This window comes from Streptococcus oralis subsp. dentisani, assembly GCF_002096615.1.
Classification (GTDB): domain Bacteria; phylum Bacillota; class Bacilli; order Lactobacillales; family Streptococcaceae; genus Streptococcus; species Streptococcus oralis_U.
In genome coordinates this window covers 69,928-94,634 of record NZ_NCUX01000026.1, presented here as the reverse complement: position 1 = coordinate 94,634, position 24,707 = coordinate 69,928, and the positions used below count along the sequence as shown (strand labels likewise).

Here is a 24,707-nt window from a genome sequence, read left to right as displayed (position 1 = left end):
AAGGAGAAGAAATGACAAAACTAATCTTTATGGGGACACCTGAATTTTCAGCGACAGTTTTGAAGGGGTTGTTATCAGATGACTGTTACGAGATTCTAGCTGTTGTGACCCAGCCAGATCGCGCTGTCGGTCGTAAAAAAGTAATCCAAGAAACCCCAGTCAAGCAGGCTGCCAAAGAAGCAGGCCTTCCCATCTACCAACCTGAAAAATTATCTGGAAGCCCAGAGATGGAAGCCATTATGAAGCTAGGGGCGGATGGGATTGTGACCGCTGCTTTTGGGCAGTTTCTTCCAAGTAAACTCCTTGATAGCATGGATTTTGCGGTCAACGTTCACGCTTCCCTCCTTCCAAAACACCGTGGTGGTGCACCCATTCATTATGCCTTGATTCAAGGGGATGAGGAAGCTGGTGTGACCATTATGGAGATGGTTAAGGAAATGGATGCAGGAGATATGATTTCCCGTCGTAGCATTCCCATCACAGATGAGGATAATGTTGGAACCTTATTTGAGAAATTAGCGATTGTAGGTCGTGACTTGCTTTTGGATACCCTGCCTGCCTATATAGCTGGGGAGATCAAACCTGTGCCTCAGGACCCAAGTCAGGTCACTTTCTCGCCAAATATCAAGCCAGAGGAAGAGAAACTGGATTGGAATAAAAGCAATCGTCAACTCTTCAACCAAATCCGTGGTATGAACCCATGGCCTGTTGCCCACACTTTTCTCAAGGGAGACCGCTTTAAGATCTATGAAGCCCTGCCAGTAGAAGGTCAGGGAGTTCCAGGCGAGATCCTCTCTATTGGCAAGAAGGAATTGATCGTCGCTACGGCAGAAGGGGCTCTGTCTCTCAAGCAAGTGCAGCCAGCTGGGAAGCCTAAGATGGACATTGCTTCCTTCCTCAATGGAGTTGGACGGACATTGACAGTAGGAGAACGATTTGGTGACTAAAGTAGAAACGGCTAGAAGTCTTGCTCTAGCAGTATTAGAGGATGTTTTTATCAACCAAGCATACTCAAATATTGCTTTAAACAAACACCTCAAGGGGAGTCAACTCTCAGCAGCAGATAAGGGCTTGGTAACTGAGATTGTCTATGGAACGGTAGCACGAAAACTGACTCTAGAATGGTACCTGTCCCACTTTATCAAAGACCGGGATAAGCTGGATAACTGGCTCTATATCCTGCTCCTTCTGAGCGCTTACCAACTTCGGTATCTGGATAAGGTTCCCAATCACGCAGTGGTCAATGAAGCGGTAGAACTAGCCAAAGCCCGTAAAAAAGGCAGTGAAAAATTGGTCAACGCTGTCCTTCGTCGTATTTTGCGAGAAGGCTGGCCAGATATTGACAGCATTAAGCGAAAAAATAAGCGTGATTCCATTGCCTATTCTCTCCCAGTTTGGCTAGTATCTAAGCTCAAGGAAGAATACGGTGAAGAGCGAGCACAAGCCATCTTTAAAAGTCTCTTGGTGCGCAACAAGGCCAGTATCCGAGTGACCGATTTAAGTCGAAAAGAGGAAATCAAAGCTTTGTTAGAGGCGACCGATTCTCTCTTGGCAACCACTGGTCTGGTCAAGGAGCAAGGTCACTTTGCAGGACATGATTTGTTCGCAGAAGGGGTTATAACTATCCAAGACGAGTCCAGTCAACTGGTTGCTCCGACTCTTGATCTACAAGGTGATGAACAGGTCCTGGATGCCTGTGCCGCTCCGGGTGGAAAAACAGCCCATATGGCTTTTTATCTCACGACAGGTCAGGTTACTGCTCTGGATTTATATGACCACAAGTTGGACTTGATCCAAGAAAATGCCCAACGTCTGGGTGTGGCGGATCGAGTGCAAACGCAAAAATTGGATGCCAGAAAAGTACATGAGTTTTTTGGGAAGGATTCGTTTGATAAGATTTTAGTAGATGCTCCTTGTTCTGGGATTGGCCTCTTGCGTCGCAAACCAGATATCAAATACAATAAAGAAACAGCAGATTTCGCATCATTACAGGAAATTCAGTTGGAAATATTAGGTAGTGTTTGTCAAACGCTACGAAAAGGTGGTATAATAACGTATAGTACCTGCACTATCGTCTCAGAGGAAAACTTTCACGTCGTTGAGGCATTTTTAGAAAGTCACCCCGAGTTTGAGCAGGTTAAACTAGAACACGAATGCAAGGATATTTTGAAGGACGGCTGTATCTTGATCACTCCTGAATTGTACGGAAGTGATGGATTCTTTATCAGCCAATTCCGCAAGATATCTGATTAGGAAGGAACTGACACAATGGAAATAGCATTATTAACAGATGTTGGTCAGAAACGAACAAATAACCAAGACTATGTCAATCACTTTGTCAACCGAGCAGGACGCACCATGATCCTCTTGGCTGATGGGATGGGAGGACACCGTGCAGGCAATATCGCTAGTGAGATGGCAGTAACAGACCTAGGCGTGGCTTGGGTTGATACCCAAATCGACACCGTCAATGAGGTCCGTGAATGGTTTGCCCACTATCTGGAACTTGAAAATCAAAAAATTCATCAGATGGGGAAAGACGAAGCCTATAAGGGGATGGGAACAACGCTTGAAGCAGTAGCCATTATTGGAAATCAAGCTATTTATGCCCATATTGGTGATTCTCGTATCGGTTTGATCCGTGGTGAAGATTATCGCCAGCTCACAAGTGATCATTCTTTGGTTAATGCTCTGCTAAAGGCTGGCCAGCTAACTCCAGAGGAGGCAGAAATTCATCCGCAGAAAAATATCATTACCCAATCCATTGGGCAAAAAGATGAAATTCAACCAGATTTTGGCATGGTTAGCCTAGAGTCAGGAGACTACCTCTTGCTCAACAGTGACGGCTTGACCAATATGATCTCAGGAAGCGATATCTACGATATTGTAACAAGTGATATTTCCTTGGCAGACAAGGCGGCAACTTTGATTCGTTTTGCCAACAATGCAGGTGGTTTAGACAATATCACGGTTGCCCTTGTTCACATGAATGAGGAGGAAGTAGAATGATCCAGATCGGCAAGATTTTTGCCGGACGATATCGGATTATCAAACAGATTGGTCGAGGAGGCATGGCGGATGTTTACTTGGCCAAGGATTTGATCCTAGACGGGGAAGAAGTGGCGGTTAAGGTCCTGAGGACTAACTATCAGACAGATCCGATTGCTGTGGCACGTTTTCAACGTGAAGCAAGAGCCATGGCGGATCTGGATCATCCCCATATCGTTCGAATAACAGATATCGGTGAGGAAGACGGTCAGCAGTATCTAGCTATGGAATATGTGGCAGGGCTGGACCTCAAACGTTATATCAAAGAACACTCCCCTCTCTCAAATGAAGAAGCCGTCCGTATTATGGGACAGATTCTCTTGGCGATGCGTCTGGCGCATACGAGAGGGATTATCCACCGAGATTTGAAACCTCAAAATATCCTATTGACACCAGATGGAACTGCCAAAGTTACAGACTTTGGGATTGCCGTGGCTTTTGCAGAGACCAGTCTGACACAGACTAACTCCATGCTCGGTTCAGTCCACTATCTCTCACCTGAGCAGGCCCGTGGTTCCAAGGCAACTGTGCAGAGTGACATCTATGCTATGGGGATTATTTTCTATGAGATGTTGACAGGACATATCCCTTATGATGGGGATAGTGCGGTGACTATTGCCCTCCAGCATTTCCAAAAACCACTTCCATCTGTTATTGCTGAGAATCCAGCAGTACCACAAGCTTTGGAAAATGTCGTTATCAAGGCAACGGCCAAGAAATTGACAGATCGCTATCAGTCTGTATCAGAAATGTATGTGGACTTGTCGAGTTGTTTGTCTCACAATCGTAGGAGAGAACCAAAGCTAGTCTTTGATGAGGCAAGCAAGGTTGATACCAAGACCTTGCCTAAAGTTCCACAAAGCACTCTGACCTCTATTCCGAAGGCTAATCCACAGCCAGAACGACCTCAATCAAAACAGCAGACTCAGCAGGTAGTAGATGAAGCACCAGTACCAAAACCAGCGAAAAAACGGAAGTTTAAAGCTCGCTACATGATTTTACTGGCCAGTGCCTTGCTAGTTGCAGCCTCTTTGATTTGGATATTCTCCCGAACTCCAGCGACTATTGCTATTCCAGATGTATCGGGACAGACAGTTGCTGAAGCTAAAGAGACACTGAAGAAAGCTAATTTTGAAGTAGGTGAAGAAAAGACAGAGGCCAGCGACACAGTAGCCGAAGGTCGCGTCATTCGAACAGATCCAGAAGCTAGAAGCGGTCGAAAAGAAGGAAGCAAAGTAAATCTAATCGTTTCATCAGGTAAGCAATCCTTCCAACTAAGTAACTATGTAGGACGTAGGTCCTCGGATGTTGTCGCAGAGCTCAAAGAGAAAAAGGTTCCAGAAAATCTTATCAAGATCGAGGAAGAGGAATCTAGCGAAAGTGATCCAGGAACAGTCATTAGGCAAACCCCAGCTGCAGGAAGCACTTACGACCTAACAAAGGCAACAAGTATTGTATTGACAGTTGCTAAGAAGGTGACCAGCGTTTCGATGCCAAGTTACATTGGTTCAAGTCTCGAATTTACTAAGAACAATTTGACTCAGATTGTTGGTGTAAAAGAGGCCAATATCGAAGTTGTGGAAGTATCAACTGCTCCTGAAGGAACTACTGCAGGAACAGTTGTTAGTCAGGACCCTAAACCTGGAGAAAAGGTAGATCTCAATAAAACACGTGTTAAGATTTCTATTTATAAACCAAAACCACTTCCTTCTTCATCAAGTTCGTCTCAACACGGAAATTCAGGAACAGACACGACGCCTTCACAGAGTAACAATCAAGGTAGCAACCCTACAACGGATTCTTCAGATGGCGGTAGAACGTCAAGCAATGAACGAAATTAACCCAATCTTTGTCATGAAATCATGACAAAGATTTTTTTTCATGAACTTTTGTGATAGAATAAAGGGAGTAGAAAATAGGAGTAGAAAATGGACGAATCAAAAGAGTTAAATGCTGTCATTGATGTGATTATGCTAGCTGGAACCATTCTCTTGAAAAGTGGTTCGGAGATTCATCGGGTTGAGGACACCATGATTCGCATTGCCCATTCACAGGGAATAGTGGATTGCAATGTTCTTGCCATGCCCGCGGCTATTTTCTTTTCGATTGAAAACACCAATATTTCTCGTATGAAACGGGTGACCTCATCCTCCTATAACATCGAAAAAGTCTGTGATGTCAACCAAGTATCACGGGAGCTTGTGGGTGGTCAGATTGATCTTTCTACAGCTTTTAAAAAGCTGAAGGAAATCAGAAATCAAGCTCTTCCTTATAGCAAGCTTCAAGTGACTGTAGCAGCAACCCTCAGTGCCCCTTTCTTCTCGATTATGTTTGGTGGCAATGTCTATGATGCTTTTGGAGCAGGCGTTGCGACCTTGTTTGGTTTTGCCTTCTCTCTCTATGTCGAGAAGTTTATCCGAATTCCTTTTGTAACAGCTTTTGCGGGTGCCTTTGTTTTTGGCTTGATTGCCCAGTTCTGGGCTCGCTATACTGGATTTCCTTCGACGGCAGACCTAATCATAGCAGGAGCCGTCATGCCCTTTGTTCCAGGGATTGCTCTGACAAATGCGGTTCGAGATATCATGACCAACCATATCAACTCTGGTATGAGCAAGATGTTTGAATCCCTGCTCATTACCCTCGCTTTAGGGGCCGGCACCTCTGTCGCCCTGGTTTTGATGACATAAGATGACTCTAACAAGTATTTTACTCCAAGCAGTGGCGAGTTTACTCGCCATTATCACCTTTCTAATCGTACTAAATGTCCAGCGTTCCATGCTTCTGCCTGGTGGTGTTTTGGGAATGGGCGTTTGGCTCCTCTATCTCGTGCTCAAAGAACCAACCAATGTCATCGTTGCGACCTTTATCGCGGCGGTGGTAGGTTCTTGCATCAGTCAGATTTTAAGTATTGTCTACAAGACACCAGCAGTGGTTTTTGTCTTGGCTATTCTTGCCCCCTTGGTGCCAGGTTATCTTTCCTATCGGACGACTGCCTTCTTTGTGACAGGCGATTACAGCCATGCCCTTGCCAGTGCAACTCTAGTAGTTATGTTGGCTCTGGTCATTTCTATCGGGATGGCTAGTGGAACGGTGATTTTAAAGCTCTATTACTACATCCGAAAACAACGAGGAATCTCTTCCTAATGCAGTCAAAGCAAAGACTTGATTTGGTGAATCAAGTCTTTTTTCTCTCTTTTGTTCCTATTTGTGATAAAATAGAATGAAACGATTTTTTACAATGAATGAAAAAACAGAGGTAAATATGACAATCGGTATTGATAAGATTGGTTTTGCGACCAGTCAATATGTCTTGAAATTACAAGACTTAGCAGAAGCGAGGGGAGTTGACCCCGAAAAATTTAGCAAGGGACTCTTGTTAAATGAAATTAGTATTGCGCCACTGACTGAGGACATTGTTACCTTGGCAGCTAGTGCAAGCAACTCTATTTTAACAGACAAAGAAAAAGAAGAAATCGATATGGTCATCGTGGCGACCGAGTCAGGGATTGACCAGAGTAAGGCAGCGGCAGTCTTTGTTCATGGCTTGTTAGGCATTCAGCCTTTCGCCCGTAGCTTTGAAATCAAAGAAGCCTGCTATGGAGCGACAGCTGCCCTTCATTATGCTAAATTGCATGTGGAAAATTCTCCAGAGTCTAAGGTTTTGGTCATTGCCAGTGATATTGCCAAGTATGGTGTGGGAACTCCAGGTGAACCAACTCAGGGTGCTGGAAGTGTGGCGATGTTGATCACCCAAAATCCGCGCATCATGGCCTTTAACAATGATAACGTTGCCCAAACGCGCGACATCATGGATTTCTGGCGTCCGAACTACTCAAGCACTCCTTATGTAAACGGCATGTACTCGACCCAACAGTATCTTGATTGCCTAACAACGACTTGGGATGAATACAAGAAACGCTATGATTGGACTATGGATGACTTTGCGGCTATCTGCTTCCACTTGCCTTATCCTAAGTTAGCCTTAAAAGGCTTGCGCAAGATGATGGACAAAACTTTGTCTAAAGAAAAACAGGATAGTTTGCAAGAGAATTTTGACAAGTCCATTCTCTACAGTCAGATGATTGGAAATATCTATACAGGTTCCCTCTTCCTCGGCCTCCTCTCCCTTTTGGAAAATGCAGAGACTTTGAAGGCTGGAGATAAAATTGCCCTCTACAGTTACGGAAGTGGAGCGGTTTCAGAGTTCTTTAGTGGTGAATTGGTCGAAGGCTATGAGGCTTACCTTGATAAGGATCGCTTGAGCAAACTCAAGCAACGTACAGCATTGTCTGTTGCAGACTATGAAAAAGTCTTCTTCGAAGAATTGCAGTTGGATGAGTCTGGTTCAGCCCAATTTGCAGGCTATGAACATCAAGATTATGCCTTGGTTGAAATTGTCGACCACCAACGCCGTTATAGCAAGGTTGAAAAATGATGAAGTTAAGTTGGAATGGATTTTCTAAAAAATCATACCATGAGCGCCTGGAGTTGTTGCGAGCTCAGGCGCTCCTTAGTCCTGAAAAGCAAACGAGTCTGGAGCAGAATGAACAAGTCAGCTTGGCAGTTGCAGATCAGCTGAGTGAGAATGTCGTGGGAACTTTTTCTCTGCCTTATTCCATCATTCCAGAGCTTTTGGTGAACGGTCAGGACTACACAGTTCCCTATGTGACAGAAGAACCGTCTGTGGTTGCTGCGGCCAGCTATGCTAGTAAAATCATCAAGCGAGCAGGTGGCTTTACTGCTCAGGTTCATGAGCGCCAGATGATTGGTCAGGTTGCCCTTTATCAAGTTACTGATCCTGAACAAGCGCAAGCGAAGATTGCCAGTAAGAAGGCGGAGCTCTTGGAACTTGCCAATCAAGCCTATCCTTCTATCGTTAAACGAGGAGGTGGGGCGCGTGATTTGCATGTAGAGCAGATCAAAGGTGAAACAGACTTTCTCGTTGTTTATCTCCATGTCGATACTCAGGAAGCCATGGGAGCCAATATGCTCAACACCATGCTGGAAGCTTTGAAGCCAGTCTTAGAAGAACTCAGTCAGGGACAGAGTCTTATGGGGATCCTGTCCAACTACGCGACCGATTCTCTGGTGACTGCAAGCTGTCGCATCGCCTTCCGCTACTTGAACCCTCAAAGGGACCAAGGTCGAGAAATTGCGGAGAAAATAGCCTTAGCTAGCCAGTTTGCGCAGGCTGATCCTTACCGAGCAGCTACTCACAATAAAGGGATTTTTAACGGTATTGATGCGATTTTAATCGCCACGGGTAATGACTGGCGTGCCATCGAAGCCGGGGCCCATGCCTTTGCCAGTCGAGATGGACGCTATCAAGGCCTCAGCCGATGGAGACTAGATAGGGACGCAGAAGAATTGGTCGGTGAGATGACCTTACCCATGCCTGTAGCGACTAGGGGTGGCTCTATCGGTCTCAACCCACGTGTGGCTCTTAGTCACGAACTATTGGGAAATCCTTCTGCCAAAGAATTAGCCCAGATTATCGTTTCGATGGGGCTTGCCCAAAATTTTGCGGCCCTCAAAGCCTTGGTGAGTACGGGAATCCAGCAGGGCCATATGAAATTGCAGGCAAAATCCTTAGCTCTCCTAGCTGGGGCTAGTGAGTCTGAAGTTGCTCTCCTAGTTGAGCGCCTCATCGCAGATAAAACCTTTAACCTAGAGATAGCCCAGCGCTATCTGGAAAATTTAAGATCATAAAAAAACTCAGACGAATTGGTCTGAGTTTTCTTGTGTTTAAATACTTTTACCGGGTAATAGAGTAACGGGTAAGAAATAACCAGTTGTCGCGACTTCCTTGCCTTCAATCTTCTGTAAGAGAAGATCAACAGTGAGGTGGGCAATCTCTTTCATAGGTTGCTTAATCGTTGTCAAATGAGGGTAGTAGTTCTCGATAAAGTAAGTCCCATCATAGCCGATGACCTTGAGTTCCTCAGGAACAGAAATTCCCAGTTCCTGAGCGACTTTGATAACCAGGATAGCTGTCAAATCATCCGAAGCAAAAATCGCATCTGGTTTCTGATGGGTCAAGATGTTCTTGATTTCCATTTCTTTTCTGACGGGAGAAAAGTCACTCGAAACATTGATAATAGGAGCTTTTGGGAGAACAGAGGCAAAGCCAGCATGGCGCAGTCCAGTCGGTGAGTTAGAGTTGTCATTTCCTGTAATCATGATGATAGACTGGGCTCCAGTCTTAACCAGAGTTTGGGCGGCGAGGACCCCGCCACCGTAGTTATCAGAGGAGACGACAGGGATGTCTGGAGACAAGTTTCGGTCAAAGGAAATAATCGGTGCTGTCACACGATTGTAGTCCTCGATTCCCAAGTTGTGGCTTCCTGAGATGATACCGTCTACCTGATTGGCCTCCAGCATTTCAATATACTCCCGTTCTTTTTCCGAGTCGTGTTCGCTGTTACAGATGATGGTCTTGTAGCCATTTTTGAAGAGCTGGTGTTCCAACTTGTCAATCAACTCCGCATAAAAGACATGACTGATGTTTGGAAAAATAAGTCCAATCAACTTGGCAGATTTTCCTTGGAGGCTTCGAGCCAGATTATTAGGCTTGTAGCCTAGCTCTCGCATGGCTTCATTTACCTTTTGAATGGTTTTCTCAGATAGATACCCCTTTTTGTTGATGACCCGTGAGACGGTAGTGGGGCTGACGCCTGCAAGTTTTGCGACATCAGTTAGTTTTGCGACCATAATCTAATTCATAGTAAGTTCCAGTTGGGTTTCCAGACTTGATGAGGATACCATTTTGGTCTGCATGTGGAAAGACACGACCAGAAAATACTTTTTCTCCTTTATTGATGAAAATTTCAAAGACTGACTTGTCGATGAAGATAGTGGCAGTAGTAGCTTGGTTATTGATAGGGCAAGAACGAGTCGTCCCAAATTCTTGAGCGTACTGTTCACCAGCCTGACTACGATCCACTGTCACTTGACCATTGACAAGGTCAAAATTGATTGAAAGCCCCTTGCCTTCTTTGTCAGCGAGTAGGACAATCTCGCTTTGGCTATTGGCCTCCAAATTGAGCTCGAGTTCATAGGTGTTATTGGTTTGAGTACGATTTGAGAAGACCTCTTCAGAAGAACGAAGTTCTTTGACGGCTGCGACTGGATATTGGTAGAGTTTGCCATCTTTGATAGTGAGTTCTTTGACCAATGAGAAGGTTCCTTGGTGGTCAAAACGGTCAGATGGGTAAGAAACATCTGGTAGCCCAAGCCAACTTACTGCCAATGCACGTCCATCCGGAGCGTTGAAGGCTTGTGTTGCATAGGCTTCAAAGCCATAGTCTAGATTTTGCAATGGAGACACACCTACCATTTGTCCCTTTTCAGGATCAAAGGAAGCCCCGATTTTGTACATATTTGGATAGATATTATCATAGTCTAGAACACCCTTATCCAATCCTTGTGGACAGTAGAGAAGGACAGGTTGCTCCCCAACAAAGACCAGATTTGGACATTCCATCATGTAGGCAGTACGGTCGTTAGCAAAGTCAAGGTCGCCAACTGCTTGCCAGTTTGTATAATCATTGTCCACAGCCTTGTAGAGACGGACGAAGCCTTTTTTCTCCAAGTCCTGTCCACCGACGATAGCATAATATTGTCCCTTAAAGTTAAAAATTTGCGGGTCGCGGAAGTGGTCTGTAGAGTCTGCTGGCTGGTCAATCAAGATCTTGTCAATCTTTGTAATCTTGCCATCCTTATCCATCAGTGCACCAATCTGGTAAGGGTGACGGATCCAATTTTCATCACGGACATTTCCTGTATAAAATAGGAACAACTGATCGCCAAACTGCATGGCAGAACCAGAGTAGGCACCGTGGCTATCCAATGGAGTATCTGGCAAAACTTTGACTCCAGTTTCTGTAAAGTGCACTAAATCATCACTTTCAAGCTGCACCCAAGACTTCAACCCATGGGCTGCACCAAAGGGGAAGTTTTGGTAAAAAAGAATCCATTTGCCATTAAAATAAGAAAAGCCATTTGGATCATTGAGAAGCCCCATTTTAGGCTCGACATGGTAACGAGTATGCCAAGGAGATTGTGCCATCTTTTCCTTGATTTGCTTGATTTCATCATTAGACCAGTCTTCATAGCGTCTGTAACGGCGCTCAGTTGTCCATTCCATTTTATCTTTCCTCCATAAGTTCTATTCTATTATTAATAGTAAACGTTTTCGGCAAAAAAAGCAAGTCTTTTATGTTAAAAAAGAGAAAAATATGTCAAACGATTGCCAGGAATCAAGTAAAGGAAATCTGGCAAATTTTCACGAAAAAATGAAAGAAAATGTAAATAAAAGCCTTGATTCCTCAAGTATAAAGATATTTTTTTGAGGAAAAAGAGAATATCCCTCAAAAACGAGCAAAAATAATCAGAGAAAAAAGAATGGGAATAAAAAATTCTGCAAAACGCTTGACATATTTTAGAAACGTGATAAAATAATAGTCGTAGGGCGAATAAAATCGCTTTCAAACAAGAACAAAATTTTTATAAGGAGATTTTTGCAAATGAACAATCAGGATATTGCAAAAAAGGTCATCGAAGCCCTTGGCGGACGTGAAAATGTCAACAGTGTAGCCCACTGTGCGACTCGTCTACGTGTCATGGTCAAAGATGAAGGGAAAATCAATAAGGAAGTGATTGAGAACTTGGATAAAGTTCAAGGAGCTTTCTTTAACTCAGGTCAATACCAAATTATCTTTGGTACTGGTACAGTAAACAAGATGTACGACGAAGTCGTTGCGCTTGGTTTGCCAACATCTTCTAAAGAAGACATGAAAGCAGAAGCTGCTAAACAAGGAAATTGGTTCCAACGTGCTATCCGTACTTTCGGTGACGTTTTCGTGCCAATTATCCCAGTTATCGTAGCAACTGGTCTCTTCATGGGTGTTCGTGGTCTCTTGAATGCTCTTGGAATGACACTTCCAGAAGATGTTACCATTTACAGCCAAATCCTCACAGATACAGCCTTCATCATCTTGCCAGGTTTGGTTGTATGGTCAACCTTCCGCGTATTTGGTGGAAATCCAGCCGTTGGTATCGTCCTCGGTATGATGCTGGTTTCTGGTTCACTTCCAAACGCTTGGGCAGTAGCATCAGGTGGTGAAGTAACAGCTATGAACTTCTTTGGCTTCATTCCTGTTGTTGGTTTGCAAGGTTCCGTACTTCCAGCCTTCATCATCGGGGTAGTCGGAGCCAAGTTTGAAAAAGCTCTCCGCAAAGTGGTTCCAGATGTCTTGGACCTCTTGGTGACACCATTCGTGACACTTTTGGTCATGTCTATCCTTGGACTCTTTGTCATCGGACCAGTCTTCCACGTGGTTGAAAACTATATCCTTTTCGGAACAAAAGCGATTCTTGGCTTGCCATTTGGTCTTGGTGGTTTGGTCATCGGTGGGGTTCACCAATTGATCGTCGTATCAGGTGTACACCACATCTTCAACTTGCTTGAAGTGCAATTGCTTGCTGCTGACCATGTGAACCCATTTAACGCCATCATCACTGCAGCGATGACAGCTCAAGGGGCTGCAACTGTTGCCGTTGGTGTTAAAACTAAAAATCCTAAACTGAAAACACTTGCTTTCCCAGCTGCTCTTTCTGCCTTCCTTGGTATTACAGAGCCTGCTATCTTCGGGGTGAACTTGCGTTTCCGTAAACCATTCTTCCTTTCATTGATCGCTGGTGCTATCGGTGGTGGATTGGCTTCAATTCTTGGACTTGCTGGTACTGGTAATGGTATCACCATCATCCCTGGTACAATGCTTTACGTTGGGAATGGCCAATTGCTTCAATACCTTCTTATGGTAGCTGTATCATTCGTTCTTGGTTTTGCCCTTACTTACATGTTTGGTTACGAGGACGAAGAAGAAGTTGCTACTGAAGTGGCGACAGAACGTTTGGTCCAAGAAGAAACAACTGGTAACATTCCAGTAGCTCCTCAAAACGAAACAATCCAAACTCCAATCGTTGGGGACGTAGTTGCTCTTGAGAATGTCAATGACCCAGTCTTTTCAAGTGGTGCAATGGGACAAGGGATCGCTGTAAAACCAAGCCAAGGTGTGGTTTACGCACCAGCTGATGCAGAAGTATCGATCGCCTTTGCTACAGGACATGCTTACGGTTTGAAGACAACTAACGGAGCTGAAATCTTGATTCACGTTGGTATCGATACTGTATCTATGAACGGTGAAGGCTTTGAACAAAAGGTTGCTCAAGGCGACAAGGTCAAAGCTGGTGACGTTCTTGGAACATTTGACTCAAACAAAATCGCTGCTGCTGGTCTTGACGACACAACAATGGTTATCGTAACCAACACAGCAGACTACGCTTCTGTGACACCAGTCGCAAGCGGTTCAGTTGTTAAGGGTGACGCTATCATCGAAGTGAAAGCCTAATCCTCTTCGAAAATCAAATCTAAAAACAAAACGAACAAATATCATGTTTGTTCGTTTTTACTTGGATGGTAAGATTTACAGAGGAAAATCTAAAATATTGAGAAATCTAGCCCTTTAAAATGTGCTATAATAGAGAAAACAAAGATAAGAGGTTTATCATGACAAAATTATATGGAAGCTTAGAAGCGGGCGGTACAAAGTTTGTCTGTGCTGTCGGAGATGAAAATTTTAACGTTGTAGAAAAAACACAGTTTCCTACAACAACTCCTATCGAGACTATCGATAAAACCATCGAATTCTTTTCAAAATTCGATAATCTTGCAGGTCTTGCCATCGGTTCCTTTGGTCCTATCGATATCGATAAAAACTCAAAAACCTATGGCTTTATCACAACGACTCCAAAACCTCACTGGGCAAATGTAGACCTACTTGGTGCCCTTCGTCGTGCCCTCAACGTACCCATGTATTTCACAACAGACGTAAACAGCTCTGCCTATGGTGAAGTGGTTGCTCGTAACAATGCTGGCGGTCGTATCGAAAACTTGGTTTACTACACGATCGGTACAGGGATTGGTGCAGGTGTTATCCAACGTGGGGAGTTTATCGGTGGTGTCGGTCACCCTGAGATGGGGCACTACTATGTGGCTAAACACCCAATGGATGTAGAAAAAGAATTTAACGGCGTTTGTCCTTTCCACAAGGGCTGTTTGGAAGGCTTTGCGGCTGGTCCAAGTCTCGAAGCTCGTACAGGTATTCGTGGTGAAAACATTGAACTCAACAGTTCTGTCTGGGACGTTCAAGCCTACTATATCGCTCAAGCTGCAGTCAATGCTACTGTAACTTTCCGTCCAGATGTGATCGTCTTTGGTGGTGGGGTTATGGCCCAACAACACATGCTGGACCGTGTGCGTGAGAAATTCACCGCTCTTCTCAACGGCTACCTACCAGTACCAGATGTGCGTGACTACATCGTGACTCCAGCAGTTGCTGGAAATGGTTCTGCCACACTTGGGAACTTTGTCCTTGCTAAGAGTGTCGCAAAATAAAATAAACAAAACATCCGCTTGGGCGACCAAACGGATTTTTCTATTCTCAAAACATCTGCCAGAAGAAATCAATAATATAGGTCAAACCATAAGTGTAAACCACTAGGGTAAAGGGCTTGGTCAAAACAATGATAATCATATAGCGCTTGAAGGTCATCTTGGTGAGGGCAGCCAGCATACAGAGAAAGTCAGCTGGACTGACAGGCCAGATCATCATAAAGATAAAGAAACGCTCGAAACGATTGCCCTTATCTAGCCAGCCGATGTATTTGTCATAGGTGCGCTTGCTGACGACGGACTGGACAAAGGCCGCACCGTAAAGGCGAACCAGATAAAAGATAATGGCACAGCCAATCACGATACCGATATAGTTATAGATAGTTCCGATGATGTGGCCGTAAATAAAGACTCCAGCCACTGAGGTCAAAGCTCCCGGAATGATCGGAACGACGGTTTGTAGGATCTGTAAAAAGATAAAGAGTGGCGGCCCCCAAACCCCAGCTTGCTGGATAAAGGCTGATAGGGTTTCCTTGGACTGTAACACTCCAGCCTGATAGGCCCAAATGCAGAAAATCAAGGTGCCGACTCCCCCGACGATAGACGAAATATTGATGACTTGCTGCAGAAGGGGAGAAACAGCTTTCATTTGCTTATGCTGTGACATAGAAACTCCTTATAGATAGTATGATACTACTATATCATATTTTGATAAAAGAAGGGGGAAATGACTGTATTGTGTTAGAGGATAGCTGATAGGTTTTTAACTTTAAATATGTTATACTAAGACTAGTGTATAATTTGAGGACATCATGATATTAAAGCTTTAACAGAATAAGGAAGGTTTTTTATGGCAAAAAGAAAAGATTTTTCTGAACTAACTAGGGTACAAATCCCAGCAGCTCTGCACCTCATGCGCCTGGGTTATACTTATCTGCCTCGAAATAGCAAAGAAATGATAGAAAGAGACCCAGATACCAATATCCTTGTATCTGTTTTTAAGGAGCAATTTTTAAAATTTAACAATTACCTAACTGATGAGGATTTCGATAGAGAGTTAGCCAATATCAAGTTGGAACTAGATCAAAATGACTTGGGACGTTCTTTCTTTAAACGATTGCAAGGTCAAGAAAATACCGTATATATTGATTGGGAACACCCAGAAGCAAACACCTTCCATCTGGCACTGGAAGTGACCTGTCAAAATGGTCAGGACGAATTTCGTCCAGATATCGTCATCTTTATCAATGGCCTGCCCCTTTCTTATATTGAAGTCAAACAGCCCAATGCGATTCGAGATGGGAAAACAGGAATTCAGTCGGAGCAAGACAGAACTAGACAACGCTTTGAAAATCGCAAGTTCCGTCGCTTTAATAATATTACCCAGCTCATTGCCCTTTCTGATAACTTGTCCTACATTAGCGGACAAGGTCAACAAAAACAGGGTTCTTACTACGTTTCAAATGCCTATTCAAAAACTAAGTTTAATGCCTTTAAAGAAGAACGACAAGCAGATTTTATTCGTTCTTTTGCAACCTTAACAGAGGACCAAATCGACTTTGTCCTTAAGGATATGAAGCGGTTTGCTCTCAAATCCCAGCCAGAGTTTACAACAAACTTAGACCATGATACACCTTGCAATGCCTTTCTCTCCTCTTTGTATAGCAAAGAACGCTTGCTCTTTATGCTTCGTTTTGGTCTGGTCTATGTAGAAGAAGAAAGCAAGGACGGTCAGATGCAACTGCAGAAGCACGTCATGCGCTATCCTCAGTATTTCGCGACACGTGCGATAGAAGAAACGATCGCAAAAGGCGTTAAAAAAGGCGTGATTTGGCATACACAAGGTTCTGGTAAGACTGCCTTGGCGTATTTCAATATCCGCTATTTAACTCATTATTTTTCAAAACAAGGGATTGTACCTCAGTTTTACTTTGTCGTGGACCGTTTGGACTTGGCAGACCAAGCCTTTAAGGAATTTACCAAACGAGGTCTTAGAGTCAAGCGCATCAATAACCCTAAAGAGCTCAATCAAAAACAAGACGGCTATGACGTAGCTGTGGTTAATATCCAGAAGTTTAAGGATGATTCAGACCTGACTGACCGCTCGGGCTATGACCTCAATCGTCAAAATATCTACTTTATCGATGAAGCCCACCGTTCTTATAATGAACGAGGTTCCTACCTGCCAAATCTCTATCAGGCAGATACCAAGGCCATTAAGATTGCCCTGACAGGAACACCCCTCATCACCTATAAGAAAGATGGCAAGACCAAGGAAAATCATGCGACCACACGTGATATTTTTGGGGACTATATCCACAAATACTACTACAACCAGTCTATCGATGATGGCTTTACCCTACGTTTGATGCGAGAAGATATCGAGACTTCTTATAAAGACAATCTCAGATCCATCAATGAAGAGATCCAACGTGGAGGCTTGTCCAAGGAGGATATCTTTGCTCACCCTCGTTATGTAGAACCTATGTTAGACTTTATCATCGAGGACTTTAATCGTGCACGTGATGTAATTTTTGATGATCAGACGATTGGTGGCATGATCGTCTGTGACTCGTCAAAGCAGGCGCGTGAGCTTGAAAAGCAATTGGAAAAACGTCGTAAAGCTGGAACAATCAACTTGACATCCGCATTGATTCTCCATGATGAGGGAGATAAGGAAGAGAAGAAAGACAAGGTAGATGCATACAAAGAAGGCAAAACTGACCTTATCATCGTCTACTCCATGCTCTTGACAGGTTTTGATGCCCCGCGTCTCAAACGTCTCTACCTAGGGCGTAAAATCAAGGCTCATAACCTTTTACAGACTCTAACCCGTGTCAATCGTCCTTACAAGGACTATCTCTTTGGCTATGTCATCGACTTCGCGGATATTTCTAAAGAGTTTGACAGGACCAATCGTGCCTATCTGGAAGAACTCAATCAAGAGTATGATACGGCCTTGACTGGGGAAAATGGAGAGGATGTTTTTGGCTCTCTCTTTGTGCCTGCAGACGAGATTTCTCATGAATTAAGCAAGACTGAGCTAATCTTGCTTGACTATCCAACAGATAATCTGGAATACTTTTCCCAAGCTATCAATGATATCAAGGATAGAAAGCAGTTAATCGATCTACGAAAAGCTTTGGAGTCTATCAAGCAGTATTACAATATTGCTCGTCTCCTTGGTTACCATCAATTGATCGATCAGATTGACATTGCTCAGGTCGCAATCTTGCTCAATATCCTCTCTAGACGGATGCTGACACTGTCCTTGATTAATAAACCAGCTGACTTTTCTAGTCAAACGCTCTTAAATTTAGCTATGTCTGAGACCAGTTTTAGTTTTGTCAAGATTGCAGAGGAAGAACTTCGCCTAGCAGCTAATGACCTAGAGGATTGGAGACGTCGGGTAGCTGGTAAGATTAAAAAACAGCGTGATGAAAAGGATCCTGAGTGGGTTTCTCTCTACGAAGAATTCCAACGTATCATGCAAAAACATTTTATCTATGGCCAAGAAGGCTATACGATAGAAAATATCAAGGAAACACAAAAAGACTATGAAGAACTCTTTAAGTCAGTGGAGGATTATTATACTCGTATGAGACGTTTGACCATGAACTTTAACGGAGATGAAATGGCTGCACGTTCCTATAAGCATGTGACCAACTCGACTATGGTCGGTGAATTTCCAGCTATTTACCATGTTATCAAAGGTTCTAAGGTTAAATTAGACCATAGAATCGGTCAAAATCAAGGGGTTCTAGATAATGAGGAATATCTAAAGCGAATGATTCGCGAGCAAGCCCGAAAAGAAATGAAGAAAAACCAATCAGCTAGCAATATGGCCAAACAAGATTTTGATAGATTGGTTGAATCGCTATTTGAAGAATATGAACAGGAATACCAACACTAATGAATGAAACATACAAGGTCCAAGTCCAAGACTTGGTAGATGATTTAAAAGCCGTCTTTACCCATGCAGGACTAGGAGGAGAAGCGGGTGAGTACAAACTCCTCACCCAGTCTTTCCTCTACAAATTTTTAAATGATAAGTTTTTATATCAAGCACAGGTACTAGATGCAGGGAACACCTATGAAAACTTGTTGACTATGAGTGAGGAAGACTATGACTGGCTCTTGGAGGATATCGGTACCAGCACAGCTTGGCTCAAGCCAGACCAGTTGATCGAAACCCTTCACCGTCAGCAAAATGAGTCGACTTTTTACGAAACTTTTGAAAATACCCTCAACCAAATCGCCATCGACAATAACGATATTTTTTCGGTTCATACGGACGGCGACGCGGCCATTCGTCTCTTTGATGAGCGTCTGATTACAGATACCATCTCAGATAGCAGCAAGCGTAACGAAGTGGCAAAAGCTATCATCAATCTCCTTGCACGCGTCAAGTTTGATGAGACCATTTTTTCACAAGGTTTCGACTTTTTCTCCACTCTCTTTGAGTACATGATCAAGGACTACAACAAAGACGGTGGTGGCAAGTATGCCGAGTACTACACACCTCACTCTGTAGCTAAGATTATCGCGGATATTCTGGTGGGACATGACCAGCCGTCAAATGTGCGCATCTATGACCCGTCAGCTGGTTCGGGCACCTTGCTGATGAACCTGGCTAGTCGTATCGGTGTGGATAAGACCACTGTCTATAGTCAGGATATCTCGCAAAAGTCATCCAATCTCCTCCGTCTCAATCTGATCTTGAATGGTCTACAACACTCCATTCATAATATCGTACAGGGGAATACCATCATCGCTAACCGTCATCCTGAGAAGATGGACTATATCGTGTCGAACCCGCCTTTCAAGCTGGACTTTTCAGAGTGGCGTGACCAAGTGGAGACCTTGCCAGAAGCCAGTGAACGTTTCTTTGCAGGAGTGCCAAAGGTTCCTGCAAAGTCTAAGGATAAGATGGCGATTTACGAGCTCTTTGTTCAGCATATCATCTACTCCTTGAAGCCAGATGGTCAGGCAGCCGTTGTCTTGCCGACAGGCTTTATCACTGCCCAGTCAGGGATTGACAAGACCATCCGTCAACACTTGGTGGATAATCAAATGCTGGCTGGTGTCGTTTCTATGCCGTCTAATATCTTTGCGACGACAGGTACCAACGTCTCCATCCTCTTTATCGATAAGAAAAACAAGGGCGATGTCGTCCTCATCGATGCCTCAAACCTAGGAATCAAGGTCAAGGAAGGCAAGAACCAAAAGACCGTGCTCTCTCCTGAGGAAGAGCAGAAGATCGTCGAGACCTTTATCAAGAAAGAAGCCGTCGAGGACTTTTCAGTCACTGTCTCTTATGAGGATATCAAGCAGAAAAACTACTCTCTCAGTGCAGGCCAATACTTTGACATCAAGATTGACTATGTAGATATCACAGCAGAAGAGTTTGAAGCCAAGATGACCGCCTTTCAAAACAAACTCTCAGACCTCTTCCAGCAATCACATGCATTGGAGCAGGAGATTGAAGAGCAAATGAAGGGGTTGAAGTATGAGTAGGTTAGAAGAGTGTATACTAGGTGACTTAGTTGAGTTTCAAAGAGGATATGACCTGCCAAAATCTAAATTTGTAGAAGGCAAGTATCCGGTACAATCATCAAATGGTATTTTAGGGTATCATAACGAGTATAAAGTTGAGGGACCTGGCATTACTATTGGTAGAAGTGGTACTGTTGGTAATCCTCACTTGATTAGAGAAAATTTTTTCCCTCACAATACCTCACTCTTTGTGAAAGATTTTAAAGGGAATGATATTGAATATATATATTATTTATTACAATATTTGGATTTAGGTAATCAAAAATCTGGTTCTGGTGTACCAACAATGAATAGAAACCATTTGCATCCGATAAAGATAAGGGCTTATCGTGATAAATCATGTCAACAAAGGGCTATTAAAATTCTATCTTTAATTGATAAAAAAATCCAAATCAACAACCAAATCAACCAGGAGTTGGAATCCATGGCTAAAACCCTCTATGACTACTGGTTTGTGCAGTTTGATTTCCCAGACCAGAATGGCAAACCCTACAAATCATCAGGCGGAAAGATGGTCTATCACCCAGAACTCAAACGTGAAATCCCAGAGGGGTGGGGAGTGACCACATTTTCAAGTTGGATTTCAGACAATAAAACGGGAGATTGGGGGAAAGAGACTAGTGAAGGAAATTATACATTAGAGGTTGATTGTATTCGTGGTGCTGATATAAATGGCTTGTCAGGAAATGGGAAAACAGATATGCCAACACGTTTTATCCTAGAAAAGAACAAAAATAAACTGTTGACAGATTTTGATATTGTTATTGAAATATCTGGAGGAAGTCCCACTCAATCTACAGGTCGTATAGTAGGTATCAGTGAAAATGTATTAAATCGATTTGATTTACCTTTAATCTGTTCAAATTTCTGCAAGGCGGTTTCACTAAAAGAACAAGAAACCTTCTATAACTTTGTATATGAATGGAAAAATCTATATGACAATGGTGTTCTATTTAGTTGGGAAGGAAAGACAAGTGGGATAAAAAACTTATTGTTTGATTCCTTTGTTACTAACTATCACATTGCACAACCACCAATTGATTTAATGAAACAATTTTTTGATTACGCATCTTCGGTAGATAAAAAAACACAATTATTATTAAAACAAAACCAAGAGCTCACCCAACTGCGTGATTGGCTTTTGCCCATGCTGATGAATGGACAGGTGAAGGTGGAGTAGGGGAAATAGCAGATAGAATTTTAAAGTTGAAAGAATTTGAGGGCAAATAAATGTCAAGTCTTACTTTTTCTATATGGAAACCATTTATTAAAAGTGAAAAAAGAGGGGAGCGGTGGTTACAGCCTATTTTAAAGACTTTTGATAAGTTGAACCCATGTGATTTAAAACACGAAAAAGGTTTATATCATCTAGAGGTTGATAAAAATAAGCATTATGTTTTTCTAGTTATAGAATCTGGAAAGTTAGAGCCTAGAGATACTACTGTAACCGACTACTATACTAATCAAAAACGAGAAAATCCTAAATCAGAAACGGAGCTGGAGTTTTTAAAGCAATTCTTTGTCTTATTCGATTTGGATAATAATTTATTGTATTTTTCGGATGTGAGACACCGTAATTTGCTAGAAAAAATTCTTAAAGATACGACAGGGGTTGAGTTTAGCATAAAAGGTCTTTACGAAGATAAAGAGGAATTTTTTAAAATATTATCTAGTGTTGATGAAATTCAGTTTACTTCAAAAGATGATATTTTTTCAACTTTATCACAAAAACGCGGAGCTCTATATGATTTATTTGAAACGGATGGTTTAGAGGATTTAACTCTGAACATAAAGCTCTCAAGTATGAAAATAAACAAAATCAAAACATTTCTCAGAAGAATTTTGAAAGAGTCTGAAAATCATCAACTTTCTAGTATCTTAATTAGAGGGAACGATGATGCTGGATTTGAACATGTGTTTAACCGTGATACGTTTATCAAAAAGATTTCAATTAATGCCGAGAAACAACAGGCAACTGGGAAATTTTTAGGATCAGAGGTAAAAGATATTTTGCTCAAAGAAATAGAGAGTTTGTCAAATGAGAAAGTTACGAAGAAAAGATAGAATTATTTCTGGCGCGATTTTAGTAGTAAGTTTATTTATATCATATTTCCTAAGGGATTATGTGCTACTAAATCATAGTGACACGGTTTCTTTTATTTCTGTAATCACGGGTTTCTTGCTTTCTGCTATTGCTATATTGTATTCCTCTCCTATGAGATCTGTTCTATACGATAAGAAATCAGACGTTTATTCATCAAAATGGGAAGAAATAATTGTTAGATATTTCTATACATTTGTAGTTAGTTTGCTTTATATGATGGAGTTATCTTTAGGTATTAATTGTATTCCAAATTTTATAAATGTAGGTTTTTTACTAAGTATTGTAATTATAATAATTGTAGTTACTAAAGGGTTGTTTAAATTGCTTCTAGTTGAGATAAATGATTAAATTTTTTGAATTCAATTTTTACCTGGCTAATCTTAGAAACTTTTTTCAGATCCTGTTGAAATCGAAATCCTAAAAATAGAGGAGGTCAGCAATTACTATGAGTAATAAAATTGTTGAATACAGAGACCTGATTGCTTTTCATCCAGGTCAGTACGTTGAAGAGTTGATTGAAGATTATAACGTAACGCAAAAAGAATTTGCGGAGCGTTTAGGGATTTCTGAAACGAAACTCGGTAGATTAGTGAATGGTGAGGTATCGATTAGTAATGAGATCGCTCAGAAGTTAGAAAAGCTTACCAATATTTCGATGAAAACTTGGTTCAATCTTCAAAACGCTTATGATGTAAAAATGGCAGAGTTCCTAGAGTAATCATGGTATAATGTCAGTTATGAATAACAATAACCAACGTGCCCTTTGCCAACAACTCTGGGCTAGAAACAAATACCTCGTTTTGAGCCATTCCAGCAATATTTACAATGAGATTCGCCAATTTCTCAAGAATGAAGTGGTGGAGGTCAGCCATGTTCAAGAACTGATTGACCGTGCCTGTCAAATCCCAGAACACAGGGGTCAGGTCTGCAATGCCTTTCAGCATATTTGGGGCTATTTCAAAAAGAAAGCGACAGATGCTGAGCGCAAGGACTACATGCTCTTGCTGGATCGCTACCGCTTTGGTCAGGCTTCTAAGGAAGATTTAATCGCTAAGACTCGAGACTTGCTGGATCGCTATCCAAATATCTACTTGCAACATTCGACTTTACTGAAAGGAGACTCCCATGAGACTTTGGCATGAGGCTTTGATTTCACAACTTCCCCGTCCTCAACTTTTGGGGCAACATCGAGAGTGCTGCGCCCTGCGTGGCAATGGCTGGGGCAGAAAGCATGCGACAGTGGACTATGTCTTTACCCATTCGCCCTATCGTCTCTATGCCTATCATCGCTTGATCATGGAGGAGATGGCTGGTCGTGGATACAATGTCAGTCCAGAGTGGCTGGACAAGAACTACCGTGGCAAAACCTGCCTTCCTTATCAAGACTTAGCAGAGGAGAAGTTGAAAAGTCCTATCTATAGCGAGCATGATGACTCCTACTATGAGGAGTGTTTGGATAATCTTCGAGAGAAGGGGATAGAGTTGGAGTAAAGGTACAGAAGTTGTGAACGTCTAGTATTTCTTTAAGCTTTTTCGAATAATAAAAATGAGACCTTTAGAATGATTCTAAGGTCTTCTTTTTATGGGTATTAGAATTTACTTTTAATAACTTTTAAGTTATAATTAAATTAGAAAGAGGTTGCTTGGTGCACACGATTTACTTCTATAAGAACAAAAATGGAAATGAGCCAGTCTTGGATTATATTAGAGAATTGGCCTGTCGTAAAAGTAAGGATAGCCGCATCAAACTCTATAAACTAAATGACTATATCGAGTTGCTTAGTCAACATGGGACTAGAGCAGGTGAACCCTATATTAAACATCTGGAAGATGAGATTTGGGAACTAAGACCTCTTAGGGATAGGATATTATTTGTGGCTTGGCTTGATGGGAGTTTCGTTCTTTTACATCATTTTGTCAAAAAGACTCAAAAAACTCCTAGAAGAGAAATTGAAAAAGCCAAGCGTGAACTGAAGGACTTAAAAGAAAGAGGGTTAAGTGATGAAAAATAGTGCCATTGGGAGTAGTTGGAAGGATGTCCGGTCAGAACTTTTTACTAAGGAGGAAATCCTTGAAAGTGATATGCGAGTAGCTATTATGAGTGAATTGATTGAAGCTAGACGTGAGCAAGGAATCAGTCAGAAAAAGCTAGAGGAACTTAGTGGAGTGAGCCAGCCTGTCATAGCTAGAATGGAAACAGGCAAGACTAGCCCTCAATTGGATACGGTTTTAAAAGTTCTAGCCAGTCTAGGAAAGACACTAGCAGTCGTCCCCCTCGAACAGGGAAAAAGTTGATAGGGATGAAATTCCTTGGATTTCTAAAATTATCCACTGGATAATTTCACCTCCCGTCCGCACTTTTTCAGGAAAATATCAGAATTACAAAAGAAAAATCAACCTATAGTCTTTTCTAATAACAAGCCATAGTCACTTATAAGAATCATAAATAGCTCGTTTGAGCATTCTAACTAAAATACAGCCACAAAACAAGCTATACAAAGGATTTGAGACACTGGTCTCAAGTCTTTTTCTTTTGTTCAAAAG

The 24,707-nt window shown here is 42.4% G+C and carries 22 protein-coding genes and 1 pseudogene; 20 read left to right on the top strand and 3 right to left on the bottom strand.

The annotated features are described in order from the left end of the window. Positions 1-11: 11 nt before the first annotated feature. The 8 genes from fmt to B7708_RS01255 all read left to right on the top strand — a co-directional run bounded on the left by fmt (position 12) and on the right by B7708_RS01255 (position 8,757). Positions 12-947: a methionyl-tRNA formyltransferase gene (fmt, locus tag B7708_RS01290; protein ID WP_084973177.1), complete on the top strand. Its 936-nt coding sequence runs from the start codon at positions 12-14 to the stop codon at positions 945-947. Next, entirely contained in the window at positions 940-2,253 is a 1,314-nt protein-coding gene (rsmB, locus tag B7708_RS01285; protein WP_084973193.1) for a 16S rRNA (cytosine(967)-C(5))-methyltransferase RsmB, read from the top strand. Before fmt ends, rsmB begins: the two co-directional genes overlap by 8 nt. A gap of 15 nt (positions 2,254-2,268) precedes the next feature. Beyond that, positions 2,269-3,009 (top strand): Stp1/IreP family PP2C-type Ser/Thr phosphatase, encoded by a 741-nt coding sequence (locus B7708_RS01280; RefSeq protein WP_084946411.1) that lies wholly within the window; start codon positions 2,269-2,271, stop codon positions 3,007-3,009. Further along, positions 3,006-4,889: a Stk1 family PASTA domain-containing Ser/Thr kinase gene (gene pknB, locus B7708_RS01275; RefSeq protein ID WP_084973175.1), complete on the top strand. Its 1,884-nt coding sequence runs from the start codon at positions 3,006-3,008 to the stop codon at positions 4,887-4,889. Before B7708_RS01280 ends, pknB begins: the two co-directional genes overlap by 4 nt. 87 nt (positions 4,890-4,976) lie before the next feature. Beyond that, positions 4,977-5,735 (top strand): threonine/serine exporter family protein, encoded by a 759-nt coding sequence (locus B7708_RS01270; RefSeq protein ID WP_000344526.1) that lies wholly within the window; start codon positions 4,977-4,979, stop codon positions 5,733-5,735. A 1-nt stretch (position 5,736) separates the two neighbouring features. After that, positions 5,737-6,192: a threonine/serine exporter family protein gene (locus tag B7708_RS01265; protein WP_084973173.1), complete on the top strand. Its 456-nt coding sequence runs from the start codon at positions 5,737-5,739 to the stop codon at positions 6,190-6,192. A 118-nt stretch (positions 6,193-6,310) separates the two neighbouring features. Next, complete coding sequence (locus B7708_RS01260; RefSeq protein WP_084973191.1) at positions 6,311-7,483, top strand: hydroxymethylglutaryl-CoA synthase; 1,173 nt, start codon at positions 6,311-6,313, stop codon at positions 7,481-7,483. Then, positions 7,483-8,757 carry a hydroxymethylglutaryl-CoA reductase, degradative gene (locus B7708_RS01255; RefSeq protein WP_084973171.1) on the top strand — a complete coding sequence of 425 codons (1,275 nt, stop codon included), beginning with the start codon at positions 7,483-7,485 and terminating at the stop codon, positions 8,755-8,757. The genes B7708_RS01260 and B7708_RS01255 overlap by 1 nt, the downstream gene beginning before the upstream one ends. A 36-nt stretch (positions 8,758-8,793) precedes the next feature. Here the strand turns inward: B7708_RS01255 and B7708_RS01250 are convergent, their stop codons facing one another. Both B7708_RS01250 and B7708_RS01245 read right to left on the bottom strand, forming a co-directional pair. Beyond that, the gene (locus B7708_RS01250) at positions 8,794-9,759 is read right to left on the bottom strand and encodes a LacI family DNA-binding transcriptional regulator (protein ID WP_084973169.1); all 966 of its coding nucleotides are present in this window, start codon (positions 9,757-9,759) and stop codon (positions 8,794-8,796) included. Then, positions 9,740-11,194 carry a sucrose-6-phosphate hydrolase gene (locus B7708_RS01245; protein ID WP_084973167.1) on the bottom strand — a complete coding sequence of 485 codons (1,455 nt, stop codon included), beginning with the start codon at positions 11,192-11,194 and terminating at the stop codon, positions 9,740-9,742. The genes B7708_RS01250 and B7708_RS01245 overlap by 20 nt, the downstream gene beginning before the upstream one ends. Positions 11,195-11,573: 379 nt before the next feature. On the opposite strand from B7708_RS01245, the gene B7708_RS01235 reads away from it, so the two are divergent. Together B7708_RS01235 and scrK are read left to right on the top strand one after the other, a co-directional pair. Beyond that, complete coding sequence (locus B7708_RS01235; protein ID WP_084973163.1) at positions 11,574-13,460, top strand: sucrose-specific PTS transporter subunit IIBC; 1,887 nt, start codon at positions 11,574-11,576, stop codon at positions 13,458-13,460. Between the two features lie 158 nt (positions 13,461-13,618). Then, complete coding sequence (gene scrK, locus B7708_RS01230) at positions 13,619-14,506, top strand: fructokinase ScrK (RefSeq protein WP_000164288.1); 888 nt, start codon at positions 13,619-13,621, stop codon at positions 14,504-14,506. Between the two features lie 46 nt (positions 14,507-14,552). Here scrK and B7708_RS01225 read toward each other — a convergent pair whose 3' ends face one another. Then, complete coding sequence (locus B7708_RS01225; protein ID WP_065371614.1) at positions 14,553-15,170, bottom strand: TVP38/TMEM64 family protein; 618 nt, start codon at positions 15,168-15,170, stop codon at positions 14,553-14,555. 183 nt (positions 15,171-15,353) lie between these two features. Here B7708_RS01225 and B7708_RS01220 point away from each other — a divergent pair, with 183 nt between their 5' ends. From B7708_RS01220 to B7708_RS01175, 10 genes and pseudogenes are all read left to right on the top strand, one after another. Then, positions 15,354-18,416, top strand: a complete 3,063-nt coding sequence (locus tag B7708_RS01220) for a type I restriction endonuclease (RefSeq protein WP_084973161.1) — start codon at positions 15,354-15,356, stop codon at positions 18,414-18,416. Then, a complete protein-coding gene (locus tag B7708_RS01215; RefSeq protein WP_084973159.1) occupies positions 18,416-20,020 on the top strand; it encodes an HsdM family class I SAM-dependent methyltransferase in 1,605 nt (534 codons plus the stop codon). Before B7708_RS01220 ends, B7708_RS01215 begins: the two co-directional genes overlap by 1 nt. Then, entirely contained in the window at positions 20,013-21,239 is a 1,227-nt protein-coding gene (locus tag B7708_RS01210; RefSeq protein WP_084973157.1) for a restriction endonuclease subunit S, read from the top strand. Before B7708_RS01215 ends, B7708_RS01210 begins: the two co-directional genes overlap by 8 nt. Before the next feature lie 50 nt (positions 21,240-21,289). Beyond that, positions 21,290-22,123, top strand: a complete 834-nt coding sequence (locus tag B7708_RS01205; RefSeq protein ID WP_084973155.1) for a hypothetical protein — start codon at positions 21,290-21,292, stop codon at positions 22,121-22,123. Beyond that, positions 22,098-22,511: a hypothetical protein gene (locus tag B7708_RS01200; RefSeq protein WP_084973153.1), complete on the top strand. Its 414-nt coding sequence runs from the start codon at positions 22,098-22,100 to the stop codon at positions 22,509-22,511. The genes B7708_RS01205 and B7708_RS01200 overlap by 26 nt, the downstream gene beginning before the upstream one ends. Positions 22,512-22,608: 97 nt before the next feature. Continuing rightward, positions 22,609-22,878 (top strand): annotated as a pseudogene (locus tag B7708_RS01195) (HigA family addiction module antitoxin); the annotation flags it as partial. A gap of 22 nt (positions 22,879-22,900) precedes the next feature. After that, positions 22,901-23,305, top strand: a complete 405-nt coding sequence (locus B7708_RS01190; protein WP_084973187.1) for a YbgA family protein — start codon at positions 22,901-22,903, stop codon at positions 23,303-23,305. Then, positions 23,289-23,654 carry a TIGR02328 family protein gene (locus tag B7708_RS01185; protein WP_038806359.1) on the top strand — a complete coding sequence of 122 codons (366 nt, stop codon included), beginning with the start codon at positions 23,289-23,291 and terminating at the stop codon, positions 23,652-23,654. The genes B7708_RS01190 and B7708_RS01185 overlap by 17 nt, the downstream gene beginning before the upstream one ends. 155 nt (positions 23,655-23,809) lie before the next feature. Then, complete coding sequence (locus B7708_RS01180; RefSeq protein WP_084973149.1) at positions 23,810-24,175, top strand: type II toxin-antitoxin system RelE/ParE family toxin; 366 nt, start codon at positions 23,810-23,812, stop codon at positions 24,173-24,175. Then, a complete protein-coding gene (locus B7708_RS01175) occupies positions 24,165-24,458 on the top strand; it encodes a helix-turn-helix domain-containing protein (RefSeq protein WP_084973147.1) in 294 nt (97 codons plus the stop codon). The genes B7708_RS01180 and B7708_RS01175 overlap by 11 nt, the downstream gene beginning before the upstream one ends. Positions 24,459-24,707: the final 249 nt, after the last annotated feature.